27 protein-coding genes are annotated in these 25,445 nt (G+C 63.2%); 9 read left to right on the forward strand and 18 right to left on the reverse strand.

The annotated features are described in order from the left end of the window. Positions 1-22 precede the first annotated feature (22 nt). From GJ668_RS00755 to GJ668_RS00765, 3 genes are all read right to left on the reverse strand, one after another. Positions 23-238, reverse strand: coding sequence for a hypothetical protein (locus tag GJ668_RS00755; RefSeq protein WP_155448195.1), 216 nt, complete (start codon positions 236-238; stop codon positions 23-25). Positions 239-627: 389 nt separating this feature from the next. Next, positions 628-858, reverse strand: a complete 231-nt coding sequence (locus tag GJ668_RS00760) for a hypothetical protein (RefSeq protein WP_222930734.1) — start codon at positions 856-858, stop codon at positions 628-630. A gap of 641 nt (positions 859-1,499) precedes the next feature. Beyond that, positions 1,500-2,456: an AAA family ATPase gene (locus GJ668_RS00765; protein ID WP_155448196.1), complete on the reverse strand. Its 957-nt coding sequence runs from the start codon at positions 2,454-2,456 to the stop codon at positions 1,500-1,502. Positions 2,457-3,110: 654 nt separating this feature from the next. Here GJ668_RS00765 and typA point away from each other — a divergent pair. From typA to GJ668_RS00810, 9 genes are all read left to right on the forward strand, one after another. After that, a complete protein-coding gene (typA, locus tag GJ668_RS00770) occupies positions 3,111-4,922 on the forward strand; it encodes a translational GTPase TypA (RefSeq protein ID WP_186342807.1) in 1,812 nt (603 codons plus the stop codon). Positions 4,923-5,079: 157 nt separating this feature from the next. Continuing rightward, the gene (locus GJ668_RS00775; protein ID WP_155448197.1) at positions 5,080-5,358 is read left to right on the forward strand and encodes a type II toxin-antitoxin system TacA family antitoxin; all 279 of its coding nucleotides are present in this window, start codon (positions 5,080-5,082) and stop codon (positions 5,356-5,358) included. A gap of 3 nt (positions 5,359-5,361) precedes the next feature. After that, complete coding sequence (locus GJ668_RS00780; protein ID WP_186342808.1) at positions 5,362-5,865, forward strand: GNAT family N-acetyltransferase; 504 nt, start codon at positions 5,362-5,364, stop codon at positions 5,863-5,865. Positions 5,866-6,054: 189 nt separating this feature from the next. Next, positions 6,055-7,380: a tRNA (N6-isopentenyl adenosine(37)-C2)-methylthiotransferase MiaB gene (gene miaB, locus GJ668_RS00785; RefSeq protein WP_155448198.1), complete on the forward strand. Its 1,326-nt coding sequence runs from the start codon at positions 6,055-6,057 to the stop codon at positions 7,378-7,380. Positions 7,381-7,385: 5 nt separating this feature from the next. Next, entirely contained in the window at positions 7,386-8,357 is a 972-nt protein-coding gene (locus GJ668_RS00790) for a PhoH family protein (RefSeq protein ID WP_155448199.1), read from the forward strand. After that, positions 8,354-8,890: an rRNA maturation RNase YbeY gene (gene ybeY, locus GJ668_RS00795; RefSeq protein WP_155448200.1), complete on the forward strand. Its 537-nt coding sequence runs from the start codon at positions 8,354-8,356 to the stop codon at positions 8,888-8,890. Before GJ668_RS00790 ends, ybeY begins: the two co-directional genes overlap by 4 nt. Continuing rightward, positions 8,871-9,755, forward strand: a complete 885-nt coding sequence (locus tag GJ668_RS00800; protein WP_155448201.1) for a CorC family transporter — start codon at positions 8,871-8,873, stop codon at positions 9,753-9,755. Before ybeY ends, GJ668_RS00800 begins: the two co-directional genes overlap by 20 nt. Next, the gene (locus tag GJ668_RS00805) at positions 9,755-10,081 is read left to right on the forward strand and encodes an extracellular solute-binding protein (RefSeq protein ID WP_155448202.1); all 327 of its coding nucleotides are present in this window, start codon (positions 9,755-9,757) and stop codon (positions 10,079-10,081) included. Before GJ668_RS00800 ends, GJ668_RS00805 begins: the two co-directional genes overlap by 1 nt. Positions 10,082-10,098: 17 nt before the next feature. Continuing rightward, on the forward strand, positions 10,099-10,497 hold the full coding sequence (locus GJ668_RS00810; protein ID WP_343032160.1) for a HAMP domain-containing protein: 399 nt from the start codon (positions 10,099-10,101) through the stop codon (positions 10,495-10,497). A 79-nt stretch (positions 10,498-10,576) separates the two neighbouring features. Here the strand turns inward: GJ668_RS00810 and GJ668_RS00815 are convergent, their stop codons facing one another. The 15 genes from GJ668_RS00815 to rsxA form a co-directional block, all read right to left on the reverse strand. After that, the gene (locus GJ668_RS00815; protein WP_155448204.1) at positions 10,577-11,011 is read right to left on the reverse strand and encodes a DUF29 domain-containing protein; all 435 of its coding nucleotides are present in this window, start codon (positions 11,009-11,011) and stop codon (positions 10,577-10,579) included. Positions 11,012-11,065: 54 nt separating this feature from the next. After that, positions 11,066-12,679, reverse strand: coding sequence for a hydrogenase large subunit (locus GJ668_RS00820; RefSeq protein WP_155448205.1), 1,614 nt, complete (start codon positions 12,677-12,679; stop codon positions 11,066-11,068). After that, positions 12,676-14,148, reverse strand: a complete 1,473-nt coding sequence (locus GJ668_RS00825) for a hydrogenase 4 subunit F (RefSeq protein WP_155448206.1) — start codon at positions 14,146-14,148, stop codon at positions 12,676-12,678. The genes GJ668_RS00820 and GJ668_RS00825 overlap by 4 nt, the downstream gene beginning before the upstream one ends. A gap of 1 nt (position 14,149) precedes the next feature. Then, entirely contained in the window at positions 14,150-14,866 is a 717-nt protein-coding gene (locus GJ668_RS00830) for a formate hydrogenlyase (RefSeq protein ID WP_155448207.1), read from the reverse strand. Further along, complete coding sequence (locus GJ668_RS00835) at positions 14,863-15,810, reverse strand: respiratory chain complex I subunit 1 family protein (protein WP_155448208.1); 948 nt, start codon at positions 15,808-15,810, stop codon at positions 14,863-14,865. Before GJ668_RS00835 ends, GJ668_RS00830 begins: the two co-directional genes overlap by 4 nt. After that, positions 15,807-17,816 (reverse strand): hydrogenase 4 subunit B, encoded by a 2,010-nt coding sequence (gene hyfB / locus GJ668_RS00840; protein ID WP_155448209.1) that lies wholly within the window; start codon positions 17,814-17,816, stop codon positions 15,807-15,809. Before hyfB ends, GJ668_RS00835 begins: the two co-directional genes overlap by 4 nt. A gap of 17 nt (positions 17,817-17,833) precedes the next feature. Further along, a complete protein-coding gene (locus GJ668_RS00845; protein ID WP_155448210.1) occupies positions 17,834-18,823 on the reverse strand; it encodes a TIGR00341 family protein in 990 nt (329 codons plus the stop codon). Positions 18,824-18,872: 49 nt separating this feature from the next. Continuing rightward, positions 18,873-19,538: a phosphate signaling complex protein PhoU gene (gene phoU, locus GJ668_RS00850; RefSeq protein ID WP_155448211.1), complete on the reverse strand. Its 666-nt coding sequence runs from the start codon at positions 19,536-19,538 to the stop codon at positions 18,873-18,875. Between the two features lie 120 nt (positions 19,539-19,658). After that, positions 19,659-19,940, reverse strand: a complete 282-nt coding sequence (locus GJ668_RS00855; RefSeq protein WP_155448212.1) for an RnfH family protein — start codon at positions 19,938-19,940, stop codon at positions 19,659-19,661. A 21-nt stretch (positions 19,941-19,961) separates the two neighbouring features. Beyond that, positions 19,962-20,672: an electron transport complex subunit E gene (locus GJ668_RS00860; RefSeq protein WP_155448213.1), complete on the reverse strand. Its 711-nt coding sequence runs from the start codon at positions 20,670-20,672 to the stop codon at positions 19,962-19,964. Then, a complete protein-coding gene (rsxG, locus tag GJ668_RS00865; RefSeq protein ID WP_155448214.1) occupies positions 20,669-21,331 on the reverse strand; it encodes an electron transport complex subunit RsxG in 663 nt (220 codons plus the stop codon). Before rsxG ends, GJ668_RS00860 begins: the two co-directional genes overlap by 4 nt. After that, positions 21,328-22,419, reverse strand: coding sequence for an RnfABCDGE type electron transport complex subunit D (locus tag GJ668_RS00870; protein WP_155448215.1), 1,092 nt, complete (start codon positions 22,417-22,419; stop codon positions 21,328-21,330). Before GJ668_RS00870 ends, rsxG begins: the two co-directional genes overlap by 4 nt. Positions 22,420-22,421: 2 nt before the next feature. Next, positions 22,422-23,939 (reverse strand): electron transport complex subunit RsxC, encoded by a 1,518-nt coding sequence (rsxC, locus tag GJ668_RS00875; RefSeq protein ID WP_155448216.1) that lies wholly within the window; start codon positions 23,937-23,939, stop codon positions 22,422-22,424. Next, positions 23,936-24,469 (reverse strand): electron transport complex subunit RsxB, encoded by a 534-nt coding sequence (gene rsxB / locus GJ668_RS00880; protein ID WP_155448217.1) that lies wholly within the window; start codon positions 24,467-24,469, stop codon positions 23,936-23,938. Before rsxB ends, rsxC begins: the two co-directional genes overlap by 4 nt. 13 nt (positions 24,470-24,482) lie before the next feature. Next, positions 24,483-25,058, reverse strand: a complete 576-nt coding sequence (gene rsxA / locus GJ668_RS00885) for an electron transport complex subunit RsxA (RefSeq protein ID WP_155448218.1) — start codon at positions 25,056-25,058, stop codon at positions 24,483-24,485. Between the last annotated feature and the right edge of the window lie 387 nt (positions 25,059-25,445).

Genomic DNA, 25,445 nt, shown 5'->3' on the forward strand with positions numbered 1-25,445 from the left:
GCTTCAAGCATCTCGCTTGCGCTCAGTCGCGCGAGGTGGGAGCGTCGGCTGAAGCGCTTTTTTGGGTCACAACAGCGCTAACCGTTAATTTACGTGGCGGGAAGGCGACGACGCGCTCAGGGTGCGCGGCTTGCTTTACCATCAAATCTTTAAAAATGTCATTAATGTCGTAATTGAACTGGCGAGCGTACTCATCTCTGAGGGCTCGTGTTTCTGCGACAATGGGATCTTGCCACATAGTCAAGGCTCCATGAGTTCAAGAGGCGTGCAGATGACTGGCGGTTCGTAGCCAAGTGTCCGGCAGGTGTTCTCAATCTTAGGCCGAGTGTGCGCATTCGCAATATGCGTACAGTTCCAGCGATATCACGAAATCAGACACGAAGACGCTGTAGTTCAGCCTATGAGTTTCCCACCATTCTGCCGTCGTGTTCTGATTTGCCATTGCACGCAAATCGCTGCTCCGTCGAGCAGTTAAATAGCTTATGGCGGATGTTTCAACGTAAACGGTTTCCTTCACTGGGAACCCCTTACTTATTTGAATCGCAACGACAAGCATCAGCCGCCGCAAAAAGCAGAACGAGGAATGAGCGGCGCCTTTTACGGTCGGCTGTATGCGCTCGTGAGCCGTTAAGCTGCTTTGTGTCTTGCAAGTAACTTTCTTATTGCCGGAACAAGCTCGGTTGGAACCTCTATCATTGTTTGACCATCTATTTCGAATGCAGCTTCGTCTTCGGCAAGCGCGTCGTCTTCCGTCTGGGTCTCATAGTGTGCTAGAACCTTGCTCACACGCTTTGAATCCCAGCCTGGAGGAAATGTATTTTCTTTCATAAAGACGCTGTTTGGTTCTGGATCAGGCACGTAGATGACTCTCAAGAATTTTCCCCCGGAGGTGCGTCCGGGGACTTAACATTTCCTTAAGGTCTCGGCTAAAGGTATTGGCTCATAGTGCGTTTTGAGGAGGTACCAGTTGACGACCTCAATCCACTCTCTTAAAAGCTATATAAATCAATGTGTTACGAAATATTTTATAGGGGGCGCGAGAAGAAAATTTCTGTTCATGGGGTGCCTCCTCAAAACGCACTATGAGCCAAGGTATTTATTAACGATTGCTTTTAGGTGCGTTTCATATAGGTACTCGACGCGCTCTGCACTCATTGTTGATCCACGGCAAGACCTAATTCTGGACTTGATGAATAGCTTGGACATTTCGTTTATATAATCAGAATGGAAAAGATCCGAATTGTATTTATTGTGAAATATTGAATACATTTCGGCGGCTGCTGAGATAAACTCATTTGAGTACGTTGTTGCCCAGCTTCCAGGTCCGTGATGGCCAGGAATATATTCTCCTCGATATTTTCTGCAAATTTCGATGAGTTCGTTTAGCCGATTTTGCTCTTCTAAGCTCATCTTCATGGTTTATTTTCCTCTCAGAGTGTAATATTGCCCTCAGATTTATTCGCGACTAGCAGTGTATCTAAGTTGGTTAATCCAAATCCTCACGGAATCGCCACCAAACTCAACAACCGTTTGATAAACGCATCCGTTGTCACCCCTTCAGCCTCGGCCTCGAAGGTCAGCAGAATGCGATGACGCAGAATCTCCGGCGCGACCGACTGGATATGATGCGGCGCCACGAAACTCTCACCATCCATCCAGGCCCGCGCCCGCGCACAACGCGCCAACGCAATACTCGCGCGCGGCGAGGCCCCGAAACGACACCAGCGCCCCAGATCCCGGTCATAGAGTTTCGGATTGCGCGTCGCCTGCACCAGATCGACGATATAGTGATGCAGCTTGGGATCGAGATAGAGCTCGGCCACATCGCGCCGCATCGCAAACAGCTCAGCCTGACTCAACCGCTTGATCGGTGGCGCCGGACTATGTTTTTGCTGCTCACCGTCGAGTTCCAGAATCCGTAACTCCTCGTCACGGCTCGGATAGGTCACGACCGCCTGCATCAAAAAGCGATCGAGCTGCGCCTCGGGCAGATGATAGGTGCCCTCCTGCTCGACCGGATTCTGGGTCGCGAGCACCATGAAGAGCTGAGGCAGGGGATAGGTCTTCTGACCGACCGTGATCTGATGCTCGGCCATCGCCTCCAGCAACGCCGACTGCACCTTGGCCGGCGCCCGGTTGACCTCATCGGCCAGCAGCAGATTGTGGAACAGCGGCCCCTGACGAAACTCGAACTCGCCCTTCTCGTGGCGATAGATGTCGGTGCCGATCAGATCCGAAGGCAACAGATCCGGCGTGAACTGAATACGGTGGAAATCGCCCTCGATCGACTCGGCCAGCGCCTTGACCGCCGTGGTCTTGGCCAGCCCCGGCATACCCTCAACCAACAGATGACCATCGCTCAGCAGACAGACCAGCATGCTGTCGATGAACGCCTGCTGGCCGATGATGCGTGAGGCGATGTGATCGCGAACGGCTTGGAGATCGCTTGGCGACATGCGCTTTATTCTCGGGTCCGATGGTGGCTGGATGGTACACCCTGGATCGGAGCGGGCCGCGTGCCCCGGTCGATCCAGGGTCTGTCTTGTCCTCTTGCGCCCTATGCTGAGTCTTTTCCAGAGCCGGTGCAAGTCCGCCGTCCCGACGATTTGTTCACAGGCCGCACCCGCCGCCCACAACCACGATCCCAGCCCCGATCGGCTCAAGCCAATTTGTCAATGACTTACGCAACTTGTTGACAGTAAAAAACTTTTTTAAGCGGTCAAAATGCGACCGATCTGTTCCGCGTCCAGCAACCACGCGCTCTGATGGCCCATGATTAAAAGTTATGCACAGACTTATCCACAGGAACTGTTGGTATCTTGGAAAAATCCAAGCCGGGCCAAGTGTTGCGGAATCATGACGAGACGCTACCCGAACAATCGCCGCTAGATCGGCCCTGGCCGCGCCTCACCATCCGCCGCCCCGACATCCCCCAATCGCCGACGCGCAAGACACAGCACGCGATTTACCCATCAAGCGTATATAATCGGCACTGAGGCCGAATCCAGTCACGTCCATCCCGGCCGCGACCCCGTTTCCCGCCAGACATCCCGACCCCCAACCCCGAATCCATCGTCAATCCTTAGCCGCCGCGCCCGGAGTCCAGTCCTGTGATCGAAACGCTTCGTAACATCGCCATCATCGCCCACGTCGATCATGGCAAAACCACGTTGGTGGACAAGCTGTTGCAGCAGTCCGGCACGCTCGGCGACCGCTTCGGGCCGGTCGAACGGGTGATGGACTCCAACGCACTGGAGAAGGAACGCGGCATCACCATTCTGTCGAAGAACACCGCGCTGCGCTGGAACGACTACCGCATCAATATCGTCGACACGCCCGGACACGCCGACTTCGGCGGCGAGGTCGAGCGCGTGCTGTCGATGGTCGACTCGGTGCTGCTCCTGGTCGACGCCCAGGAAGGCCCGATGCCCCAGACCCGCTTCGTGACCAGCAAGGCATTCGCCCATGGCCTGCGCCCGATCGTGGTCGTCAACAAGGTCGACCGCCCGGGCGCGCGTCCGGACTGGGTCATCGATCAGGTGTTCGATCTGTTCGACCGGCTCGGGGCCAGCGACGAGCAGCTCGACTTCCCCATCGTCTATGCCTCGGGTCTGAACGGCTACGCGGGCCTCACCGACGAGGTGCGCGAGGGCGACATGACGCCGCTGTTCGAGGCCATCGTCCAGCACTGCCCGGCGCCCGAGGTCGATCCTGACTCGCCGTTCCAGATGCAGGTCTCGACCCTCGACTACAACGCCTATGTCGGGGCGATCGCCGTCGGACGCATCCGGCACGGGCGCGTCAAGCCCAATCAGCAGGTCATCGTGGTCAAGCCCGACGGCACGCGCCACAAGGCCAAGATCGGTCTGGTCTACGGCTATCTGGGTCTGGACCGCCATGAGGTGCCCCAGGCCACGGCCGGCGACATCGTGGCCCTGACCGGCATCGACGCGCCCGGCGTCTCCGATACGCTGTGCGATCCCGAGCACGTCCATGCTTTGCCGACGCTCACCGTCGACGAGCCGACCGTGACCATGACCTTCCAGGTCAACACCTCGCCCTTCGCCGGCAAGGACGGCAAGTATCTGACCTCGCGCCAGCTCAAGGACCGGCTCGAACGCGAGCTGATCCACAATGTCGCGCTGCGCGTCGAGGAGGGCAACGATCCCGAGAAGTTCCGCGTCTCCGGGCGCGGTGAGCTGCATCTGTCGATCCTGCTTGAAAACATGCGTCGCGAAGGCTTCGAGATGGCGGTGTCGCGTCCCGAGGTCATCTTCCGCGAGATCGACGGCCAGATCTGCGAGCCTTACGAGCAGCTCACGGTCGACATCGACGAGACCTCACAGGGATCGATCATGCAGGCGCTCGGCGAGCGTCGCGGTGAATTGAAGGACATGGTGCCGGACGGTAAGGGGCGGGTGCGTCTCGACTACGAGATCCCCTCGCGCGGTCTGATCGGCTTCCAGACCGAGTTCATGTCCCTGACCTCGGGCACCGGACTCAAGTACCACGTCTTCGAGCGCTATCGTCCGGCACACATGGGCGGCATCGCCCCGCGTCGCAATGGCGCCATGATCGCGAACGCCACCGGCAAGGCGCTCGGCTATGCGCTGTTCAACCTCCAGGAACGCGGGCGGATGATGGTCTCGCCGGGCGAGGAGGTTTACGAAGGGCAGGTGGTCGGCATCCATTCGCGCGACAACGATCTGACCGTCAATCCGCTCAAGGCCAAGCAGTTGACCAACATCCGCGCCGCCGGCTCGGACGAGAACATCCTGCTCACCCCGCCGGTCAAGTTCACCCTGGAACAGGCGCTGGAGTTCATCGAGGATGACGAGCTGGTCGAGATCACCCCGAGCGCCATCCGCGTGCGCAAGCGTCATCTCAAGGAGAGCGATCGCAAGCGGGCGAGTCGGGGGTGAGGTGAGGCACTTGGCCGGCTTTACGGGCGAGCAGCTCGCTCCGCCGGCCGAGCGGCGCTGACGCTTTCCTGGATTTCTTCGGTCGTCATCGGTTTGTCTTGTCCGGATGGCATCCGGACGCTATGATGAAATCAGTCAGTCTTTCGAGGAGCCGTCCATGTCGACCCTGAGTGCTGCAAAAACCGAGCGTATCGATGTTCGCGCGAGTGCTACGGTGAAGCAATTGCTTCAGGAGGCGGCGCGTTCATGCCACAAGAACGTGAGCGAGTTCCTGCTCGATGCGGGCATCGTGGCCGCTAATCAGGCCCTGGCTGATCGTCGTCATTTTGTTCTCACAGAAGAACAGTGGGAAGCCTTTCAGCACGCCCTGGATGCGCCCACGCAACCGATGCCTCGACTCAAGCGGCTGATGACCGAACCCAGCATTCTGGAATGATGCGTGTCCAAGCTTGAACCCATACGCAAACTCAAGGCAACTGACGACGTCGAATCCTTCGATTGCGGCCAAGCCGCCTTGAACCAATTTTTGCAGCGACACGCCTGGAACAATCAGCGCGCCAACAGTGCGCAAACCTATGTCTGTTGCAGTGAGGGCACCGTCGTCGGGTTCTACAGCCTGACGGTCGGCAGTGTCGACCACCCCACCGCCCCGGAGCGCGTGACGAAGGGACTGGCTCGACATCCTGTCCCTGTGATGCTATTGGCACGCCTGGCCGTCGATCGAGCCTTTCAGGGAAGGGGGCTGGGATCGGCGCTACTAAAAGATGCATTGCAGCGCACCTTGCGTGCCGCCGACATTGCTGGCATACGTGCCGTGCTGGTTCATGCCAAGGACGAGGAGGCTCGGCAATGGTATCGGACGTTTGATTTCCGGGATGGAACATCGGATCCGTTCCATCTCTTCCTGGTGCTGAAGGATCTCAAGGCGCTGCTTTCGGGGTGAGTCAGCGATCTTCGTGAGGGACTGAGTCTTGGCCAATCTTGACAGCCCGCAGTCGATTCAGGACTATGGATCACCTTAGTCATCCCGGCGTTCCGGTCCCATGTTGGTATCGACGCCCAGCCGCGAAATCGCGTCCACTCACCATCCCGATCCACTTGATCGACGCCGCTCCCCGTCCACCGGATCTCCATGTCGCGTAAGCTTTTCATTCAAACCTATGGCTGCCAGATGAACGAGTACGACTCGGCGCGTCTGGCCGATGCGCTGCGTGTCGCGGCGGGTCTGGAGCTGACCGATCAGCCCGAAGAGGCCGATGTCCTGCTGCTCAACACCTGCTCGATCCGCGAGAAGGCGCAGGAGAAGGTCTTCTCGCAACTCGGGCGCTGGAAGCCCTGGAAGCAGGCGCGGCCCGATCTGGTGATCGGCGTTGGCGGCTGTGTCGCCAGCCAGGAGGGCGAAGCGATCCGCACTCGCGCCCCTTATGTGGATCTGGTGTTCGGTCCCCAGACCCTGCACCGGCTGCCGCAGATGCTCAAGGATCTGGAGACCAACCGCCGGCCCCAGGTCGACGTCTCCTTCCCCGAGATCGAAAAGTTCGACTGTCTGCCCGCGCCGCGCGCCGAGGGACCGAGCGCCTTTGTCTCGGTGATGGAAGGCTGCTCCAAATACTGTACCTATTGCGTGGTGCCCTACACCCGTGGCGAGGAGATCAGCCGGCCCTTTGACGACGTGATCGCCGAGGTCGCGGATCTGGCCGAACAGGGCGTGCGCGAGATCAACCTGCTCGGCCAGAACGTCAACGCCTATCGCGGTCTGATGGCCGACGGCGCCACGGCAAGTCTGGCACTGCTGATCCGCTATGTGGCGGCGGTCGAGGGCATCGGGCGCATCCGCTTCACCACCAGCCATCCGGTCGAGTTCGGCGACGATCTGATCGAGACCTTCGCCGAGGTGCCCGAGCTGGCGAGTTTCGTCCATTTGCCGGTGCAGTCCGGCTCGGACCACATCCTGGCGGCGATGAAACGCGGTCATACCGTGCTCGAATATCGCGCCAAGATCCGCCGCTTGCGCGAGGCACGCCCGGACATCTGCATCTCGTCGGACTTCATCGTCGGTTTCCCGAACGAGACGGACGAAGACTTCGCCGCGACCATCGATCTGATCGATCAGGTCGGCTTCGACCACAGCTTCAGCTTCGTCTACAGCCGTCGTCCCGGCACGCCCGCCGCCGACTATCCGGACGCGGTGCCGCTGGAGGTTAAGAAGGCGCGTCTGGAGCGGCTGCAACAGCGCATCGACACCAACGCCCAGCGCATCAGCCGCCAGATGGTCGGCACGGTGCAGCGCGTGCTGGTCGAAGGGCCGTCGCGCAAGAATCCGGCCCAGCTCGCCGGGCGCACCGAGAACAACCGCGTGGTCAATTTCGACGGCCCGGCCGAACTCATCGGCCAGTTCGTCGATCTGACCATCACCGAATCACTCCCCAATTCATTGCGTGGGCGACTGGCCCACTGAGCCGCTTGAGTATTCAAACCCAATCCATCGACTTCGAGCTCACGCCCGAGGACAACGCGCGTCTGGCCAATCTCTGCGGCCAGTTCGATCAACATCTTCGTCAACTCGAACGCCGGCTCGGCATCGAGATCAGTAATCGCGGATCGAGCTTCCGGCTGATCGGCGAGGGCGACTCGGTACGGCTCGGCGAGCAGGTGCTGCGCGCGCTCTATGCCGAGACCGCCGAGGCGGTGATCACACCCGAGACGCTCCATCTCGCGCTCCAGGAATCCGGCGTGGACGCGCTGCTGGAGCAGGTCGAGGACCGGCTGCCGGACGTGGTCATCAAGACCAAGCGCGGTCTGATCCGCGCGCGCGGACCCAATCAGCAGGAGTACCTGCACGCCATTCTCAAGCACGACATCAATTTTGGCGTGGGACCGGCCGGCACCGGCAAGACCTATCTGGCCGTGGCCTGCGCGGTCGAGGCGCTGGAATCGGATCGGGTGCGGCGGCTGTTGCTGGTGCGCCCGGCGGTCGAAGCCGGCGAGCGGCTCGGCTTCCTGCCCGGCGATCTGGCGCAGAAGATCGATCCCTATCTGCGTCCGCTCTATGACGCCCTGTTCGAAATGTTCGGCTTCGAGAAGGTCAACAAGCTCATCGAGCGCAATGTCATCGAGGTCGCGCCGCTGGCTTACATGAGGGGTCGTACACTTAATGAGTCCTTCATCATCCTCGATGAGGCGCAGAACACCACGCCCGAGCAGATGAAGATGTTCCTGACCCGCATCGGCTTTGGTTCGACTGCCGTCATCACCGGCGACGTGACCCAGGTCGATCTGCCGCGCGGTCAGCCGTCCGGCTTGCGTCAAGCGGTCGAGATCCTCAAGGACGTGCAGGGGATCAGCTTCACCTTCTTCAACGCCCGCGACGTGGTGCGTCATGCCCTGGTGCAGCGCATCGTCAACGCTTACGAGGCCTTCGAGAATCAGCCATGAGCGTCGAACTGGAGCTGGATCTACAGGTCGCCACCGAGGACGCCGATCATCCGCTGCCGCCCCAGTTCGAGCGCTGGGTACGGGCGGCGCTGGAGCAGGCGGAACCGCCGTTTCAACGTGCGCACGCCGAGCTGACCATCCGGCTTGTCGATCCCGACGAGAGCCAGGCGCTCAACCTTCAGTATCGCGGACGCGACACGCCGACCAATGTGCTGTCCTTTCCGTTCGAGCCGCCACCCGGTCTCGACGCGGACGACCCGATCCATGACCTGCTCGGCGATCTGGTGATCTGCACCGAGGTGGTGCGACACGAGGCACTGGAGCAGGGCAAGGCGCCGGAGGCACACTGGGCGCACATGGTGGTACATGGCGTCCTGCATCTGCTTGATTACGATCACGTTACAGATGCCGAGGCCGCTGTGATGGAAACACTGGAAACGGCGATCCTGGGCGGGTTAGGATTCCCACCACCCTATGAAGACCAGGGCAACCTGGAGGATTTCAAGACACCTCATGACGAGCGATCGATCTAGCGAGGGTTCGCGATCACGCCACTGGCTCGGACGTTTGGGCCAGTTGCTGGGTGGCGAGCCACAGGACAGGGAGCAGCTCATCGAGTTGCTGAAGGATGCGCGCGAGCGCCAATTGCTGGACACGGATGCCCTGAGCATGATCGAGGGCGTGCTCCAGGTTTCGGACCTGCGGGTGCGCGACATCATGATTCCGCGCGCCGAGATGGTCGCGCTGCGCCGCGACGATCCGCTGGAGAAGATCCTCCAGATCGCGGTCAAGTCGGCCCATTCACGCTTTCCGGTCACGGGCGATGACAAGGGCGAGGTGGTCGGCATCCTGCTGGCAAAGGATCTGCTGTCGTTCTGTGTCGAGACAGGGCGGCGTGCCTTCAACATCCGCGATCTGCTGCGCTCGGCGGTCTTCGTGCCCGAGAGCAAGCGGCTCAACGTGCTGCTCAAGGAATTTCGCGCCAGCCGTAATCACATGGCGATCGTGGTCGACGAGTACGGCAATGCCTCGGGGTTGGTGACGATCGAGGACGTGCTCGAACAGATCGTTGGCGAGATCGAAGACGAGCACGACTATGACGAGGGGTCTGGAATCTTCCGTCGCGGCGAGAACGATTTCAGCGCCAAGGCGCGCACCCCGATCGAGGATTTCAACGAATACTTCGGCAGCGACTTCTCGGACGAGGAGTTCGACACCATCGGCGGGCTGGTGGTCAATGCCTTCGGGCATCTGCCCAAGCGCGGCGAGTCGGTGGAGCTCGGGCGCTTCCGTTTCACCGTGATGCGCGCCGACAGCCGGCGGGTGCATCTGCTCAATATCGAGTCTCTCGACCCGCCGGATCCGTCCCCGTCCGATCACGAGGGCGATGGGGACTGATGGTCTCAGTGAGACTCGGTGCCCTGATGTTGCTCTATTACCGCAAGGATCTGCTCGACAAGCATGGCTTCGCGCCGCCCGAGACCTGGGCCGATTTGGAGCGGATCGCGCGCGTCATTCTGGAGCGCGAAGCCGATCCTCAGCTCGCAGGCTTCGTCTGGCAGGGCAGCGCCTACGAGGGCCTGACCTGCAATGCGCTGGAATGGATCGATTCGTACCGGGGTGGAACCATCATCGATCTCTATGCGAGACCTCTCGCGCCGAGATCGAGCAGGCCGAACAGCGTCTGGTCCAGGATCTCCAGGCGCTGCTGGCGATCTCACTGATCACCCTCGTCACGATCATCCGGCCGCTGAGGCAGTTGACACGTCACGCCGATGATATCGCCAAGGGCTATTGGCATTTCATCCAGTCCTGCGACACCTCCGCGCAACGTCAGGATGAATTCGGCATTTTGATCCGAACCTTCAATCTGATGATCGAGACGATCCGCGCCACGCATCAGGAGCTAAAAGACGCCAATGCATGCTTGGAGCAGAAAGTCAGCGAGCGCACGCGCGAACTGGAAGAGAAGAACCGGCAGCTCGAACGGCCTTCATCCACCGACGGCCTGACGCAGATCAGCAACCGGGTCAAGCTCGACGAGCAGTTCCAAGAGCAACTTCAGGACGCGATGGTTGAGCGCGCCGACCAGGCACTCTATTGGGCCAAGTCGGAGGGACGTAACCGCGTGCTCGCCTGAGTCTGGTGTCAGTGGCCAATTGATCCCGGACCTGGTTTAGGTCCGAACGTCTTGGAAAAAGACCAGCGGCGAGCCAGTGTCAGGTTTCGGGAAACCAGCATGCATTCAGGATTTCATCATCCATGAGCCAGGGACAAGTCTCCGGAAAGCAGTCCAGTCCTGTTTCGGTGGTGGCCTGTGCGAGTGCCTTTGACCAGACCATATCCAGCCAGCGTGGCTCCAGGAGTTTGGGCTTCAGGCTGGGGGTATCATCCAGGTGATAGGCGATTTCCTTGCGCTGCGCCCGGATCGTTCGCTCCCAACTGGCTCCGCGTCGCTCGGGTTGATACTGCCATTTCAGCAAATGGGCCAGGAGTACGCTCATTCGGCTCGTCAGTTCGCGCTGTTCGCTCTTGCCCACGTCCTCGATCTCCTCGGCGACATGCTCTATATCCACCAAGTCGAAGCGACCAGCGCGGATCAATTGAGCCTGCTCCATCGACCAGGCTAAGATATCTTCGTTATAGGTATGCATGATGGAAATCCTCTGGACCTTGGCTCTATTCGGTGGTCGGAGTGGTCTTCGGGATTAGAGGTCATGGCCGGCGTAGGAGCCGTTGACCGATTTGTTGCAGACCGGGAAATCGGGGACGATGTTGCCCAGGATCAGCCGTTCGAGCGCCGGCCAGGTGAACCAGCTCGGGTCGCGCGGGAAGTAGCGGGCGATGTGTCCGGTGTCGTCGAAACGCACGAAGCTCAGGATCTCGCCGCGCCAGCCGTCGATCAACCCCAGTCCCATGGCGCCGGCTTCGGGCGGCGGGAGCGGTGTCGCGATCTCACCCGCCGGCAGGTCGTCGAGCAGGCGATCCAGCATCCACAGACTGCCGCGCACCTCACCGAGCCGTACCCGCACTCGCGCGGCTACATCGCCTTCGGTCTGAACCGGAACCTCGACCCGCAGCCGCTCATAGGGCGGGTAGGGGCTGTCATGGCGGACATCGAACGCCAGACCGCTGGCCTTGCCGACATAGCCGGTGCAGCCGAGTTCGCGCGCATCGGCTTCAGACAGAAGGCCGGTCGTGAGCAGCCGGTCGTCGAGCGAGGGCAGATCCTCGACGATGTCGAAGATGGGTTCGATGGCTTGGTGGAACGCGGCATGGTCCTGACGCAGCGTCTGAAAACCGGCCGCCGAGAGATCCTGGGCGACCCCGCCGGGGACGATCGCATCCATCAGCAGTCGATGTCCGAACAGCTCGCGCGAGCGTCGCTGCCACTGCTCGCGCAGGCGTGCGCACTGGACATGGGCGAAGGCGAACCCGACATCGTTGCAGATGGCGCCGATGTCGCCGAGATGATTGGCGATGCGCTCGCGTTCGGCCAGGAGCGCGCGCAGGACCAGGGCGCGGGGCGGCACCTCACAGCCACCGGCGCGTTCCATGGCCTGACAGGCCGCCCAGGCATGGGCGACCGTCGAGTCGCCCGAGACCCGTCCGGCGAGCCGCACCAGTCCAGCCGGATCGCGTCCGACAGCGAGTTTTTCGATGCCGCGATGGACATAGCCGAGCCGCTCTTCCAGCCGCCGCACGTCCTCGCCCATGGCCTGAAAGCGGAAGTGTCCTGGTTCGATGATGCCCGCATGGACCGGGCCGACCGGGATCTCGTGGGTTCCACCGCCGAGCGCTGGCTCGAAGGGATACTCGGCATCGGCCGGGGCGCGGCGCGTATCCTCGCCGCTCGCGGGAAAATCGGCGCGCAGCGGAAAACGATCCTCGGGCCAGGCCTGATGGCGCGTCCAGCGGCGTCCGTCGGGCTGATCGGTCCAGATGAGTCCGGTCAGGTCATGCGCGTGGCGCTCCAGTCGGCTGATTCCGGGGAAATGCGGCGCCTGTGAGGCCAGATGCGGCCGGCTCAACGGAACTTCGGTTTCCAGGATCAGATAGTCGCCGTCGCGCTCCAGGCAGGCCATCACGCGCAGACGCGGTTCGGTGCCGTGGCGTGCCAGATCGGCTGACGTGTCGAGCGGATCGGCCCAGACGCCGGCGTGACGCGCACCCAGCTCAGCGGCGATCCGCGCGGCTGGTTCCCACGCCTCGGGATCGAGGATCAGGCGCTGTGCGGGAGCGAGTGTTTCGTCGTCACGGATGTTCGCGCCGGATTCACCGAGGCGGCTCAGCAAGTCGGGCAGCCAGTCGCAGCGGCTCATAGCAGTCCCCCGCCCGTGATCAGGACTGTGGCCCGATCCAGCCATTCAGCGAGAAAACCGGGAATGGACAATCCCAGCCACAGCACCAGGCCCAGATGCACGAACACCGGCAGCAGATTGGCCGAGACCGGCCCCTGTCCCTCGGGTGCGCTGCCATAAACCATCGGCTGCAGATGTCGGAACAGTCCGGCGAAGGCAATCGCCAGTCCGCTCAGGAGCACCAGGGTGAACCAGGGATGCGTCTGCATGGTCGCGGTCAGCAGCAGAAACTCGCTCGTAAAGACCCCGAACGGCGGAAAGCCGGCGATGGCGACCACGCCAAACAACAGCGACCAGCCGATCGCCGGCTGGGTACGGATCAGTCCGCGAATGCGCTCGATCGACTGGGTGCCGGCCAGATGGGTCGCATGACCAACCGTGACGAAGATCGCCGACTTGGTGAGCGAATGCACCAGCATGTGCAGCAGGGCGCCGAAGGTCGCCAGCGGCCCGCCGAGTCCGAAGGCGAAGGTCATCAGCCCCATGTGCTCAATCGACGAATAGCTGAACAGGCGTTTGATGTCGCGCTGACGGTGTAGGAACAGCGCCGCCACCATGAAGGACACCAGCCCGAAGCCCATCAGCAGCGCCCCGGCCAGATGCGGCGTCTCGGTCGCCGCCAGCGAGCCATCGACCAGCATCTTGAGCCGCACCACCGCATAGAGCGCGACATTGAGCAGCAGCCCGGAGAGCACCGCCGACATCGGCGTCGGTCCCTCGGAATGGGCGTCCGGCAGCCATTGGTGCATGGGTACCAGACCGACCTTGGTGCCATAGCCGACTAGCAGGAACACGAAGGCGATGCGCATCACCGTCGGGTCGAGCGCGGCAGCGTGGGCGTGCAGCACACTCCAGGTCAGACCGGACTCGGTGTCGACAAGCACCAGTTGCGCCGCGAAATAGGTCAGCACCGTGCCGAACAGAGCCAGCGCGATGCCGACACCGCAGAGGATGAAATACTTCCAGGCGGCCTCGACCGCCTCCGGGGTGCGATAGAGCGAGACCAGCAGCACGGTCGCGAGCGTCGCGCCCTCGACCGCCACCCAGAGCACGCCGAGATTGTCGGTGGTCAGCGCCACCAGCATGGTGAGCATGAACGCCTGATAGAGCGCGTGATACAGACGCAGGTTGAACACACTGATGCGCCCGCTCGCCTGCACATGCTGCATGTAGGGGCGCGAGAAAATGGCCGTGGTCAGCCCCACGAAGGCGGTGAGCACGATCAGATAGACGTTGAAGGCATCGACCCGAAAGCCCGGACCTGTGACGATGTCGACCTGCGCAACCGTCCAGGCCAGCCACAGCGAACTGAGCAGGGTCAGACCCGAGACTCCCAGATTGAGCCAGCCCGCCGGCCCGAGCGCGCGCACCAGAAAGAGTGCGAGTCCGCCGATCAGGGGCGTCAGCAAGGTCAGTAGTAACGGGGTCATGTCAGGACCAGCCATCCGCCGAGTGATGTGGCGCGCTGTCCAGCGACTCCACTTCCGTTAACCGATTGAGCCGGTCGACATTGAGCGAATCGATGCTGTCGCGGATCTGGAAGAAGAAGACGCCAAACAGCACCATCGCCACCAGCAGATCGAAGGCCACGCCCAGCTCGACCACCAGCGGCATCCCGGCCGTCGCCGAGACAGCGGCCAGAAACAGTCCGTTCTCCATCGACATAAAGCCCAGTACCTGCGCCACCGCCTGCTGGCGGAAGACCATCATCAGCAGTCCGATCAGCACCAGCGCCAGACTCACGGCGATGATGTTGCGGGTGAACGCCAGTCCCTGCTCGACCATGGGCAGCACCAGCCAGTAGCTGAAGATCACCAGCGCCACGCCGGCCATGACCACCAGCGCCGGATGTCGCAGACGCTCGGTGTGACGCTCCAGCCCCAGACGGCGCACCAGACGGTGCAGCATCCAGGGAATCAGCAGCGCCTTGAGGATCAGGGTCAGGAGCGCCGAAAAATAGAGATGCCCGGCGTGTCCGCTCAGGGCCACCGTGAAGGTCACCGCTGCCACCAGCGCCCCTTGCCAGGCAAAAACATGGATCGCCGCGACCAGTCGCGTCTGCGCCAGCAGCACGAACGACAGAAACAATGCCAGCGCCGCCAGCAGCACGACGAACTGTTGCAGCAGCGGCAACACAGCCAAACTCATGCCCCAACCTCCAGGATCACATGGCTGAGGAGTCCCAGCAGACCCAGCAGCAGGGCCAGATTCAGAAATCCCGGCACACGGAACAGTCGCATCTTGGCCATCAGCGTCTCCCCGAGTGCGAGTGCCGCGCCCAACAGCGCCAGCTTGATGACCACGGCGATCAGCCCCAGCGCCAACGCCGCTGGTGTGAACGCCGTCGCGATGCCCCAGGGCAGGAAGACATTGACGATCAGCACGCCATAGAGCAGCAGCTTGATCCAGGCCGCCCATTCCATGAGCGCCAGATGGCGTCCGGTGTATTCGAGCAGCATGGCCTCGTGGACCATGGTCAGCTCCAGGTGCGTCGTCGGGTTATCGACCGGGATCCGTCCGCACTCGGCCAGCGCCACCAGCACCAGCGCACCGAAAGCGAACAGATAGGACGGACGCAGTAGAAAACCATCGGTCAGATGATGCTCCATCACTCCAACCAGACTGGTGCTGTGCGCGGTCATCGCGAGCGTAAAAACGGCCATCAGCATCGCCGGCTCGGCCAGTGACGAGATCAGCATCTCGCGCGAGGCGCCCAGGCCGCCGAAGGCCGTGCCGACGTCCATCCCGGCCAGGGCGAGGAAGAAGCGCCCCAGCGCCAGCAGCCCCACCAGCACGATGATATCGGCAATGCGCGCCGTGGGCAGATCGAGCGCGATCAGCGGCACGGTCGCGCACGCCAGCCAGGTGGCGACGAAGACGATATAGGGCGCGACCCGAAACAGCGGCGAGGCGGTGTGCGCCACGCGCGTCTCCTTGACCATTAGCTTGCGCAGATCAGCATAGGGCTGGAGCAGCGGCGCGCCGCGCCGGTTCTGGAGACGCGCCTTGACCCGGCGCACCCAGCCGATCAGTAGCGGGGCCAAGGCCACACAGAGCAGGGCTTGCAGCAGAGCGATGAACCAGACGGTCATGCGATGATCCAGAGTAAGACGAGCAGGGTCGCCAGTGTCCAGCCGAGATAGACACGCACGCTCCCCGATTGCAGGCGGACGACCCGCCGCGCCGAGGCATCGACGGCGCGCGCCACCGGCAGATAGAGCCAGCCCCAGGCACGATCCGCGATTTTGAGCCGATAGCGCGTGACGCCATCGGCGCTCCGGTCCGGCCCCTCGTCGACCAGGAACAGCAGCGCAAAGACGCGCCGGATCGGCTGAGCGAAGGACGCGGCGCTGTATTGCATCCGGGGCGTGGGCGCGGCGAACCCGCAATCCCAGGGATCGCAGCGCCGCACCCGCCAGGAGGCACCGCGCTTGAACCACCAGATGGCCGCACCCGCGATCAGGGCCAGCAGCAGGATCGTCAGGGGCGCGCTATAGCTCGCCGTCTCCGACGAGATCGGCGTCAGCCACAGCCAGCCGCTGGCGCCCGCCTGCGGCACGCCTGTGCCCAGCAGTTGTTCGGCCACCGGATCGAGCAGACCGAGGATCTGGGTCGGCAGCACGCCGAACAGCACGCAGAGTCCGGCCAGCAGTCCCTGACCCGCCCACATCCCCTTGGGCGAGGGTCGGGCGCGGCGGACATGACGCGAGCGCGCCTGTCCCAAGAAGGCGATGCCATAGACCTTGACGAAGGTCGCCGCCACCAGCGCCCCGGTGAGCGCCAGCACCGCCGAGGCGATCGGCACCAGACTGCGCAGCACGCCGCTCTCCAGCGTCCAGGCTTGCAACGCCGACTGAAAGATCAGCCACTCCGAGACGAAGCCGTTGAAGGGCGGCAGGGCCGAGATCGACAGACAGCCGATCAGAAAGAACGATCCGGTCCAGGGCATGCGCCGCAGTAACCCCCCCATCTGATCCAGATCGCGCTCATGGGTGCTGTGCAGGATGGCCCCTGCGCCCAGGAACAGCAGCGACTTGAACAGCGCATGGTTCAGCGCGTGATAGAGCGCCGCGACCAGCGCCAGCGCCGCCAGATTGGGGTGTCCGGTGGACTGGAACAGCAGTGACAGCCCAAGCGCAATGAAGATGATCCCCAGATTCTCGACCGACGAATAGGCCAGCAGTCGCTTGAGATCGGTCTGAACCAGCGCGAACAGCACCCCGATCAGCGCCGAGAGACCGCCGATCACGATCAGCGCCACGCCCCAGGACCACTGAACCGCGCCGTTGAGATCCAGCACTACGCGGATGAAGCCGTAGACCGCGACCTTGAGCATGACCCCGGACATGAGCGCCGAGATGTGCGAGGGCGCGACCGGATGCGCTTCCGGCAGCCAGGCATGGAGCGGCGCGAGACCGGCCTTCATGCCGAAGCCAAGGAAGGCCAGCGCGAAGGCGACGCCCGCCCACAGCGGTGTGAGTTCCGCCGCGCGCATGGCCTCGAAATCGAAGCCGCCGCCGAAGGCCGCCAGCACCCCGAAGCCGAGCAGGATCGCCAGTCCCCCGACATGCGCCATGAGCAGATACAGAAAGGCGGCGCGCCGGTTGGCGGCCTGTTCGTGCTGGAAGGCGACCAGGAAATAGGACGACAGGGACATGACTTCCCAGGCGACCATGAACACGAAGGCGTCGTCGGCCAGTACCACCAGCAGCATCCCGGCCATGAACAGTCCGCTAAAACCGCCGAGCGCAATCAGCGACTCGCGTCCGCCCTCGAAATCGCGCACATAGTCGCGGCCATAGAGTCCGACAGCGCCGGTCACGAGACCAATGAGGACGAGGAAGACTCCGGCGAGCGGATCGAGCCGCACATGCCAGGGCAGCCAGGGCAGCCCCAGCGGCAGAATGGCGCTGGCGCTCGTCCCCGCGATCAGTGTCCAGAGACCGGCGCCGAGCGCCGTCACGCCGGCCAGCCCGAGCAGCGGCACGGCGACCAGCCGCAGCAGACGTGGTTCACGCCCGGCCAGCAGCGAGACCGCCGAAGAACCCAGCGCCAGCCACAGGGCCAGCAACGCCAGGACGAGTGGTGAGTCAGGCATCAGGATCACACCCACACCTAGACCGGCAGCAGGCGATACTGTCGCTCCAGCACCACCAGGGTCAGCACCCCCAGCGTCAGGATCCACACCAGTACATAGGTCACCATGGCGCGCTTGGCCTTCTCCTTCTCCAGCCATTTGCGCGGACGGACGCCCTTGACGAAGAAGACGACCTTGCTGGCCAGATTGACGCTCACGACATTGATGGCCAGCAGCAGGGCGGCGCCGAGTGCCAGTCCAGGCTCGCCCTGACCCAGCATCAGACCCACGGTCGCCGCCGGCGGCAGCAGGGCGACGGCGACCATGACGCCGACCAGTACGCTCGACAGTCCGGTGGTCACCGAAAGCGCCGCCGCCGCCCCCGAGGCCAGCGCCAGTACCACAGAGTCGAGCCCGGCCTCGGTGCGCGACATCACCTCGCGACTGTTCAGCTCGGTCGGCCACAGCCAGCCGAGGAGCGTCGTGAGCAGGACTGCGAGCAGGATGCCAACCAGCACTGTCTTGATCGAGCGGCGCATCAGGGGCACGTCGCCCAGGGCTGTGCCGAGACTGAGCGCCAGATTCGGCCCCAGCAGCGGGGCGATCACCATGGCGCCGATCACCACCGCTACGTTGTCCTCGATCAGACCGATCGCGGCCACCACGGTCGAGAGCATGACCAGCACCAGATAGTTGGGACCGAGCCGCGAGTTTTTGTCCATGCCCTCGTAGAGCGCCTCGCGTGCCGCCGTGGCCGAGTCTTCCTGTTTGCGCGCCTCTTCGTCGGGCGGCGGGATGCTCGCCTCGACCGCGAGCACCAGGATGCGGGCCGATGGCTGAGCGCCCAGTAGACCCTGGAGCAGATCCAGCAGTCGCTGGACCTGATTGTCACTCACCAGCAGGCGGATGGCCTGGAGTCCATCCGGCCCCACCGGCCCCAGACGCACATCGAGCGCCTTCACGCGCTCGGCGGCTGCGCGCACGGTCTCAGCACTGCCAGCGCCGACTATGACCTCGACATATTTCATCGGTTGCTCCGCGAGAAAACGGACTCAGACCAGTGGGATCGGTCGAGGATCAGTCCAGGTCGGGGGTGTGCCCCGAGGCGACATAGATGGCGCGCTCGGCGACGTTAGTCGCGCGATCGGCCACGCGCTCGTAGTTGTGCACGATCCACAGCAGATAGGTGCCGGTGGCGGCAAAGGCCGCGTCGGCGCGCATGCGCTCCAGCACCTGGGCGATGAAGGCGTCTTCCTCGCGGTCGACCTGCGATTCCTTGGCGACGGCTTCGCGCAGTGTTGCTTCGCTGCCGTTAGCGATGAAAGCGGCCAGGGTCTGTTCGAGCATGTCGATCGCGTCCTCGGCCAGCTCGACGATGGCCGCGACCGGCTCGGCGGGCAGTGTGTCCTGGACATCTCGCTCGATGATGCGGGCGACATCGGCCGCGTAGTCGCCGATGCGTTCCAGCTCCGAGGCCAGCTCCATGCAGGCGCCGACCGCGCGCAAATCCTCGCCGGCGGGTTTGTAGGCGGCCAGGGTCACCAGGCATTCCTGTTCCAGCAGACGGCGTTGCTGGTTGATGCGCTGATCGCCGGCGATGATGCTGGCGGCCAGCGCCTTGTCCTGGGTCTTCAGACACTCAACCGATTGGTGCAGTGCTGCGACTACTTGCGCGCCGAGATCACCCACGACGTTCTGTAGGTGTGAACGTCTCTTTTGAACCAGATTCAAGCTCTCGGGCATTGCTCCATCCTCGGTCATGAATATGTGACGGTCGGCATCAGAACGCGATGCGACCGCTCCGAGGCGTCATCTTAAATCCAGTGATGGCCCGATGGCGAATGCTCCTGCAATGGTGCGCGCTCAGTCCTCGTCGTTCGTGTCCTGACGGTCGCGCCGCTCGACGGTTTCGGGGTCGACGGTGATGGGGCGGTAGATTTCGACGCGGTCGCCATCGTTGAGCCTGGTGTCGAGTCGGCTGAGTTTGCTGAAGATGCCGACCTTGTTGACGTTGAGGTCGATCTCAGGGAAGCGTTCGAGCAGGCCCGAGCGCTCGATGGCCTCGCGCACGGTGCTGCCCTCAGGCACGTCGAGCTTGAGCCAGGTCTGTTTGAATTTGTCCGCGTAGGCGACACCGACGAGCATGGTTCGAGTCCTCTGTGATGATCAGGCCAGCGCGTTCGTTCCAGCCGTCGCGTCTCGACGCTGGCGCGCGGCGGCGAGCCGCGTGTCGATCAGGCGTTTGCCGGCCAGAATGAAACCGAGCGCGATGAAACCGCCCGGTGGCAGGATCGCGAGCAGGAAGCCGCGATAGTCCGGGATCAGCGTGACTTCCAGAAAGGACATGCCCTCGCCAAGGAGCAGGCTGGCATTGGCGAATAGGGTGCCGGAGCCGATGATTTCGCGCACCGCGCCGAGCAGCATCAGCACCAGGGTGAAACCAATCCCCATCATGAGTCCGTCGAAAGCCGCCGGCAGGACGCTGTTGCGTGAGGCGAAGGATTCGGCCCGGCCCAGGATGGCGCAGTTGGTGACGATCAGCGGGATGAAGAGTCCCAGCATCTTGTGCAGATCGTGCAGCCAGGCGTTCATGCCGAGATCGACCAACGTCACCAGCACGGCGATGACCAGCACGAAGATGGGAATGCGCACCTCCGGCGTCACCCAGCCGCGAATGAGCGCGATCAGGATTCCCGAGGCGATCATGACGGCGGTCGTCGCCAATCCCATGCCGAGTCCATTGGTGGCCGTGCCGGTGACCGCGAGCAGCGGGCAGAGGGCCAGCGATTGGGCCAGCACGACATTGTTGCTCCAGAGACCGTCGACGGTGAGGCGGCCCCAGGCGGTCTTGTTAGCGGTATTGGGTTCGCGGCTCATTCCGGACTCCTGACTGGATCGGAGGCGACTGACACAGTGGCGGGCGCGGTCAGGGCGACCTGATGGCGCTGGAAGAATTCCAGTCCGCGCCGCAGCACGCCAACCACGGCGCGCGGCGTGATGGTGGCCCCGCTGAACTGGTCGAAGTCGCCGCCGTCCTTCTTGACCGCCCAGCGCTCGGGCGGCGGGTTGCCAAGCGACCGCCCGTCGAAGGCGAGAATCCAGTCATCCTTGGCGATCTCGATTTTGTCGCCGAGTCCAGGCGTTTCGCTGTGCGACAGGACACGCGCGCCCAGCACCCGTCCCTGCGGGTCGACACCCAGGATCAATTCGATGGTGCCAGAGTAGCCGGGGCCGCTCATCCGATAGGCGACGCCTGTGACCTCCAGTCCGCGCAGGGCGCGATAGACCAGCACCGGTTCGCCATCGGCACCGGGCAGAGTCAGCGGATCGACCAGCAGATCGTTGTCATGCAGCGCGGGCGGCAGCACCTGACTGAGCGACGCCTTGAGATCCTCGGCCTTGCGCAGGGCGATGGTGTCGCGCGTGCTCAGATCGCCGATCACCAGCAGTGCGGCGGCCAGCAGGGTGAATCCGCCCAGCAGCGTGGCCTGATAGCCGACGCTCTGGCGTTGGTTCAGCACGGCAAGCAGGCTCATCGCGAGGTCTCCGCGTCATTGGGATATTCCAGTGGCTGACCGCGCCGGTCGCGCCCGTAGACGCGCGGCTTGACGTAATGGTCGATCAGCGGCGCACAGGCATTCATCAAGAGCACCGCGAAGGCCACGCCCTCGGGATAGCCGGCCCAGGTGCGGATGACATAGATCAGCAGTCCACAGCCTGCGCCGAACAGAAGCTGACCGCGCGCCGACACCGGCGAAGTCACCGGATCCGTGGCGATAAAGAAGGCGCCGAGCAGGGTCGCGCCCGAGACCAGATGATAGAGCGCACCGGCATAGTGCGCGGGGTCGATCAGGTGCATGAGCGTAGCCAGGACCGCGATGGTGCCGAGCAGCGACACCGGGATATGCCAGGTGATGACGCGCTTGTAGAGCAGGAACACGCCGCCGAGCAGGAGCAGCAGCGCCGAGGTTTCGCCCAGACTGCCGGCGACTGTGCCGACCGCCCCCGAGAATGGTGCATACAGATCGGGCAGGATGTTCGCGAGCATTTCGCCCTGACCCAGCTCGGTACGCACCTGACCGAGCACTGTGGCCCCTGTGAAGGCGTCGAACCCCTGACCGCCGAAGGTGATCCCCAGGCTCTCGACCAGTCCCGGCGCCTCAGCCGAGAACAGCGGCGTCGGCGCGACGAAGCGCGTCATCTCCGCTGGGAAGGCGATCAACAGCGCCACGCGCGCGACCATCGCCGGGTTGAACAGATTCTGACCCACGCCGCCGAACACCTGCTTGGCGACCACGATCGCCAGCAACCCGCCGATCACGCCGATCCACCAGGGCGCCCAGGGCGGCAGGGTCATGGCCAGCAGCCAGCCGGTCAGGAGCGCCGTGCCATCGCTCAGATCGGGCCTGATCGGCTTACCGGCTAGCCACAGACTCAGGATCTCGGCCAGCAGCGCACCGGCGAGGGTCGCGAGAAACAGCCAGATCGCCGGCCAGCCGAACTGCACGAGTCCAAACAGCGTGGCCGGAACCAGTGCCAGGATCACCAGACCCATGGTGCGTGGAATGCTGACCAGGTCGTGAGCAAAGGGGCCGCACTGAGCGGCGGGGGTCTCGATTCGCATGGTCAGGACTCCGTCTCGGAGGCGACAGGTTCGGTCGTAGCGGCAGCGGCCTGTTGTGCGGCCTCGGCTTCAGCTTTTTTACGCGCCGCCATCTCGCGTTTGCGTTGCTCCATCTGCTCGCGCTTGGCGCGCTTGATCGCCTCCATGCGTGCGGTGCGCTGCTCGGCCAGGCGCTTGGTTTCCATCTGCTTCTGTTTGGAGCGACCGCGCGCGGCCATCTCGCCCTTGGCATGGTTGAGGAATTGCACCAGCGGGATATGACCCGGACAGACATAGGCACAGGAGCCACAGCCGATGCAGTCCATCAGACCGCGCTTGACCGCGCCCTCCAGATCGCCAGCGTGGATGTGCGCGACCATCTCCAGCGGCACCAGGCCACAGGGGCAGGCCTGGACACAGGTGGCGCAGCGGATACAGGGACGGACGTCGCTCTGGCCGGTCTCGGCGGCCGTGAGTGCCAGCACGCCATTGCTGCCCTTGACCATGGGCACGCGCGTGCTCGGCAGCGGCTGGCCCATCATCGGGCCGCCGCTGATCAGGCGCGTCGGCTCCTCCTTGAAGCCGCCGCAATGCGCGATCAGATCCTGAACCCTGGTGCCAAGCGGCACGCGCACATTGGCCGGACGGCTGATGGCGCTACCGCTGACCGTGACCACGCGCGCCACCAGCGGATAGCCGAAGCGCAGCGCCTCGTGCACGGCAAAGGCGGTCGCCGGGTTGTGCACTACCACGCCGATATCGGCGGTCAGACCGCGCGCCGGAGTCTCGCGTCCGGTCAGGGTCTGGACCAGATGTTTCTCCGACCCCATCGGGTAGCGGGTCGGCAGCCGCGCGATCCGAATGTTGGGGTCGATCGAAGCGGCGACCGCCATCGCGGCCTGCGCTTGGGGCTTGTTGTCCTCGATACCGATGACGATCTGAGTCACACCGAGCGCCTGGGCCATGATCCGAATGCCGTCGATCACGGCTTCGGAGTGCTCGCGCATCAGGCGGTCGTCACAGGTCAGGTAGGGTTCGCATTCGGCCCCATTGATAACGAGCGTTTGGATCGTGTAGCGCTTGCGCAGATCGAGCTTGACGGCGGAGGGAAAGGTCGCGCCACCCAGTCCGACGATGCCGGCCGCGGCCACGCGCGCGGCGATGGCTTCGGGTTCGAGCGCGAAGGGGTCATCAACGCCCTGGATTGCGTCGCTCCAGCGATCTTCGCCATCGGGCTGAAGCGTGATCGTCGGTACCGAGAGTCCCGAGGCATGATGGGCTGGATACTGGCCCACGCCCATGATGCGCCCCGAGGTCGGGGCATGCACCGGCGCTGAGATCATCCCCTGACCCTGGGCCAGCAGATCGCCCTTGGCTACGCGCTGACCGCGCCGCACCGCCGGGCTGGCGGGCGCGCCGATGTGCTGTTGCAGCGGGATGTGCAGCAGATCCGGCAGCGGCAGCGTCTCGATCGGTTGCTCCGAGGCCAGGCGTTTGCGGTCATCAGGATGGACACCGCCGCGAATCTTGAAGAGTTTCATTGAAGCGCGTCCTGTGGCTTGGGCCAGTACCAGTTCTGGAGGCTCGGCGCCAGTGGGCGCATCTCGATACCCTCGGTCGGACAGACCTCGGCGCAGAGTTCACAGCCGATGCAGGCGTCGGCGAAGACCGTGTGGATCATGTTATTAGCCCCCATGATGGCGTCGGTCGGGCAGCGCTTGAAGCATTTGGTGCAACCGACGCACAGACCCTCGTTGACATGCGCGATCAGCGGCGGTTTGTCAGCGACGCCCGAGAGATCGACGCTGACACCGAGCAGGCCGGCCAGCTCCTCGGCCAGTGCGCGTCCGCCGGGCGGGCAGAGGGTCACAGGCGCGCTGCCGGAGGCGATGGCCTCGGCGGCTGGAGCGCAGCCTGGATAGCCGCATTGGCCGCATTGCGAGCCGGGCAGCAGGGCGGTGACCTGTTCGGTCAGTGGATTGCCCTCGACCCTGAAATAGCGCGCGGCGAGTCCGAGCAGACCGCCGAGGGCGAGACCGAGTACGCTGAGACTGACGATGGCGGCGAACATGATGTTTTGACTCCTAAGCCAGTCCGGCAAAGCCCATGAAGGCGAGCGACAGCAGCCCGGCGGCGACGAAGGCGATGGGCGCACCGGCGAAGGCGCGCGGCACCTGTGCCAGGGCCAGACGCTCGCGCATCCCGGCGAAGATGACCATGACCAGGGTGAAACCGAGTGCCGATCCCAACCCATAGAGCGCGCTTTCGAGGAAGCCGTGCTCCTCCTGCACATTCAGCAGTGCCACGCCCAGCACCGCGCAGTTGGTGGTGATCAGCGGCAGATAGAGACCCAGCACCTGATAGAGCGTCGGCGAGATCTTGCGCATCGCCAGCTCGGTGAACTGCACCACGGCCGCGATGACCAGAATGAAGGTGAGGATGCGCAGAAAGCCGAGTCCGAGCGGTTCGAGCAGATAGTGCTCCAGCACCCAGCCGGCCACCGCCGCCAGGGTCAGCACGAAGGTGGTCGCCAGCCCCATGCCGAGCGCCGAGTCGAGCTTGCCCGACACCCCCATGAAGGGGCAGAGTCCGAGAAACTTGACCAGCACCACGTTGTTCACCAACGCGGTGGCCAGGATCAGCATGAGATATTCGCCCATCGCACCAAAACCCCTGCGTGTCATTGATGACAGTGTTTTATGCAAAGGAGGTGCCAGCTTCAATGACGCGCGATCAGTGTTCGGGAACCGATGTTCGTGCGGTCTTGTGCTGGTGCGACAGGACGCCTGGCAGTTCTTTTTAGGTGATTGATTAAATTTGCTTTATTTGGTTGATGCGGCTCGTTGGATAGACGACATCGCGGCGACTGGTCGGGCGGCAAGATGGCCGCAACGATAGCGGCTGTGGCGCTAGCGACGGCCAGGTTTGTCGCGTACTCTTTGAATTGTTAGAAAACGTACAAGCCCCATGTCTCTACGGGAGTTTGTCTATGGCTTGCCCCTGGGCATGGTGTGTTGAACAAGTGAGCGCCCAAACAGGCAGACCTC

This window comes from Allochromatium palmeri, assembly GCF_009720725.1.
GTDB classification, from domain to species: domain Bacteria; phylum Pseudomonadota; class Gammaproteobacteria; order Chromatiales; family Chromatiaceae; genus Thermochromatium; species Thermochromatium palmeri.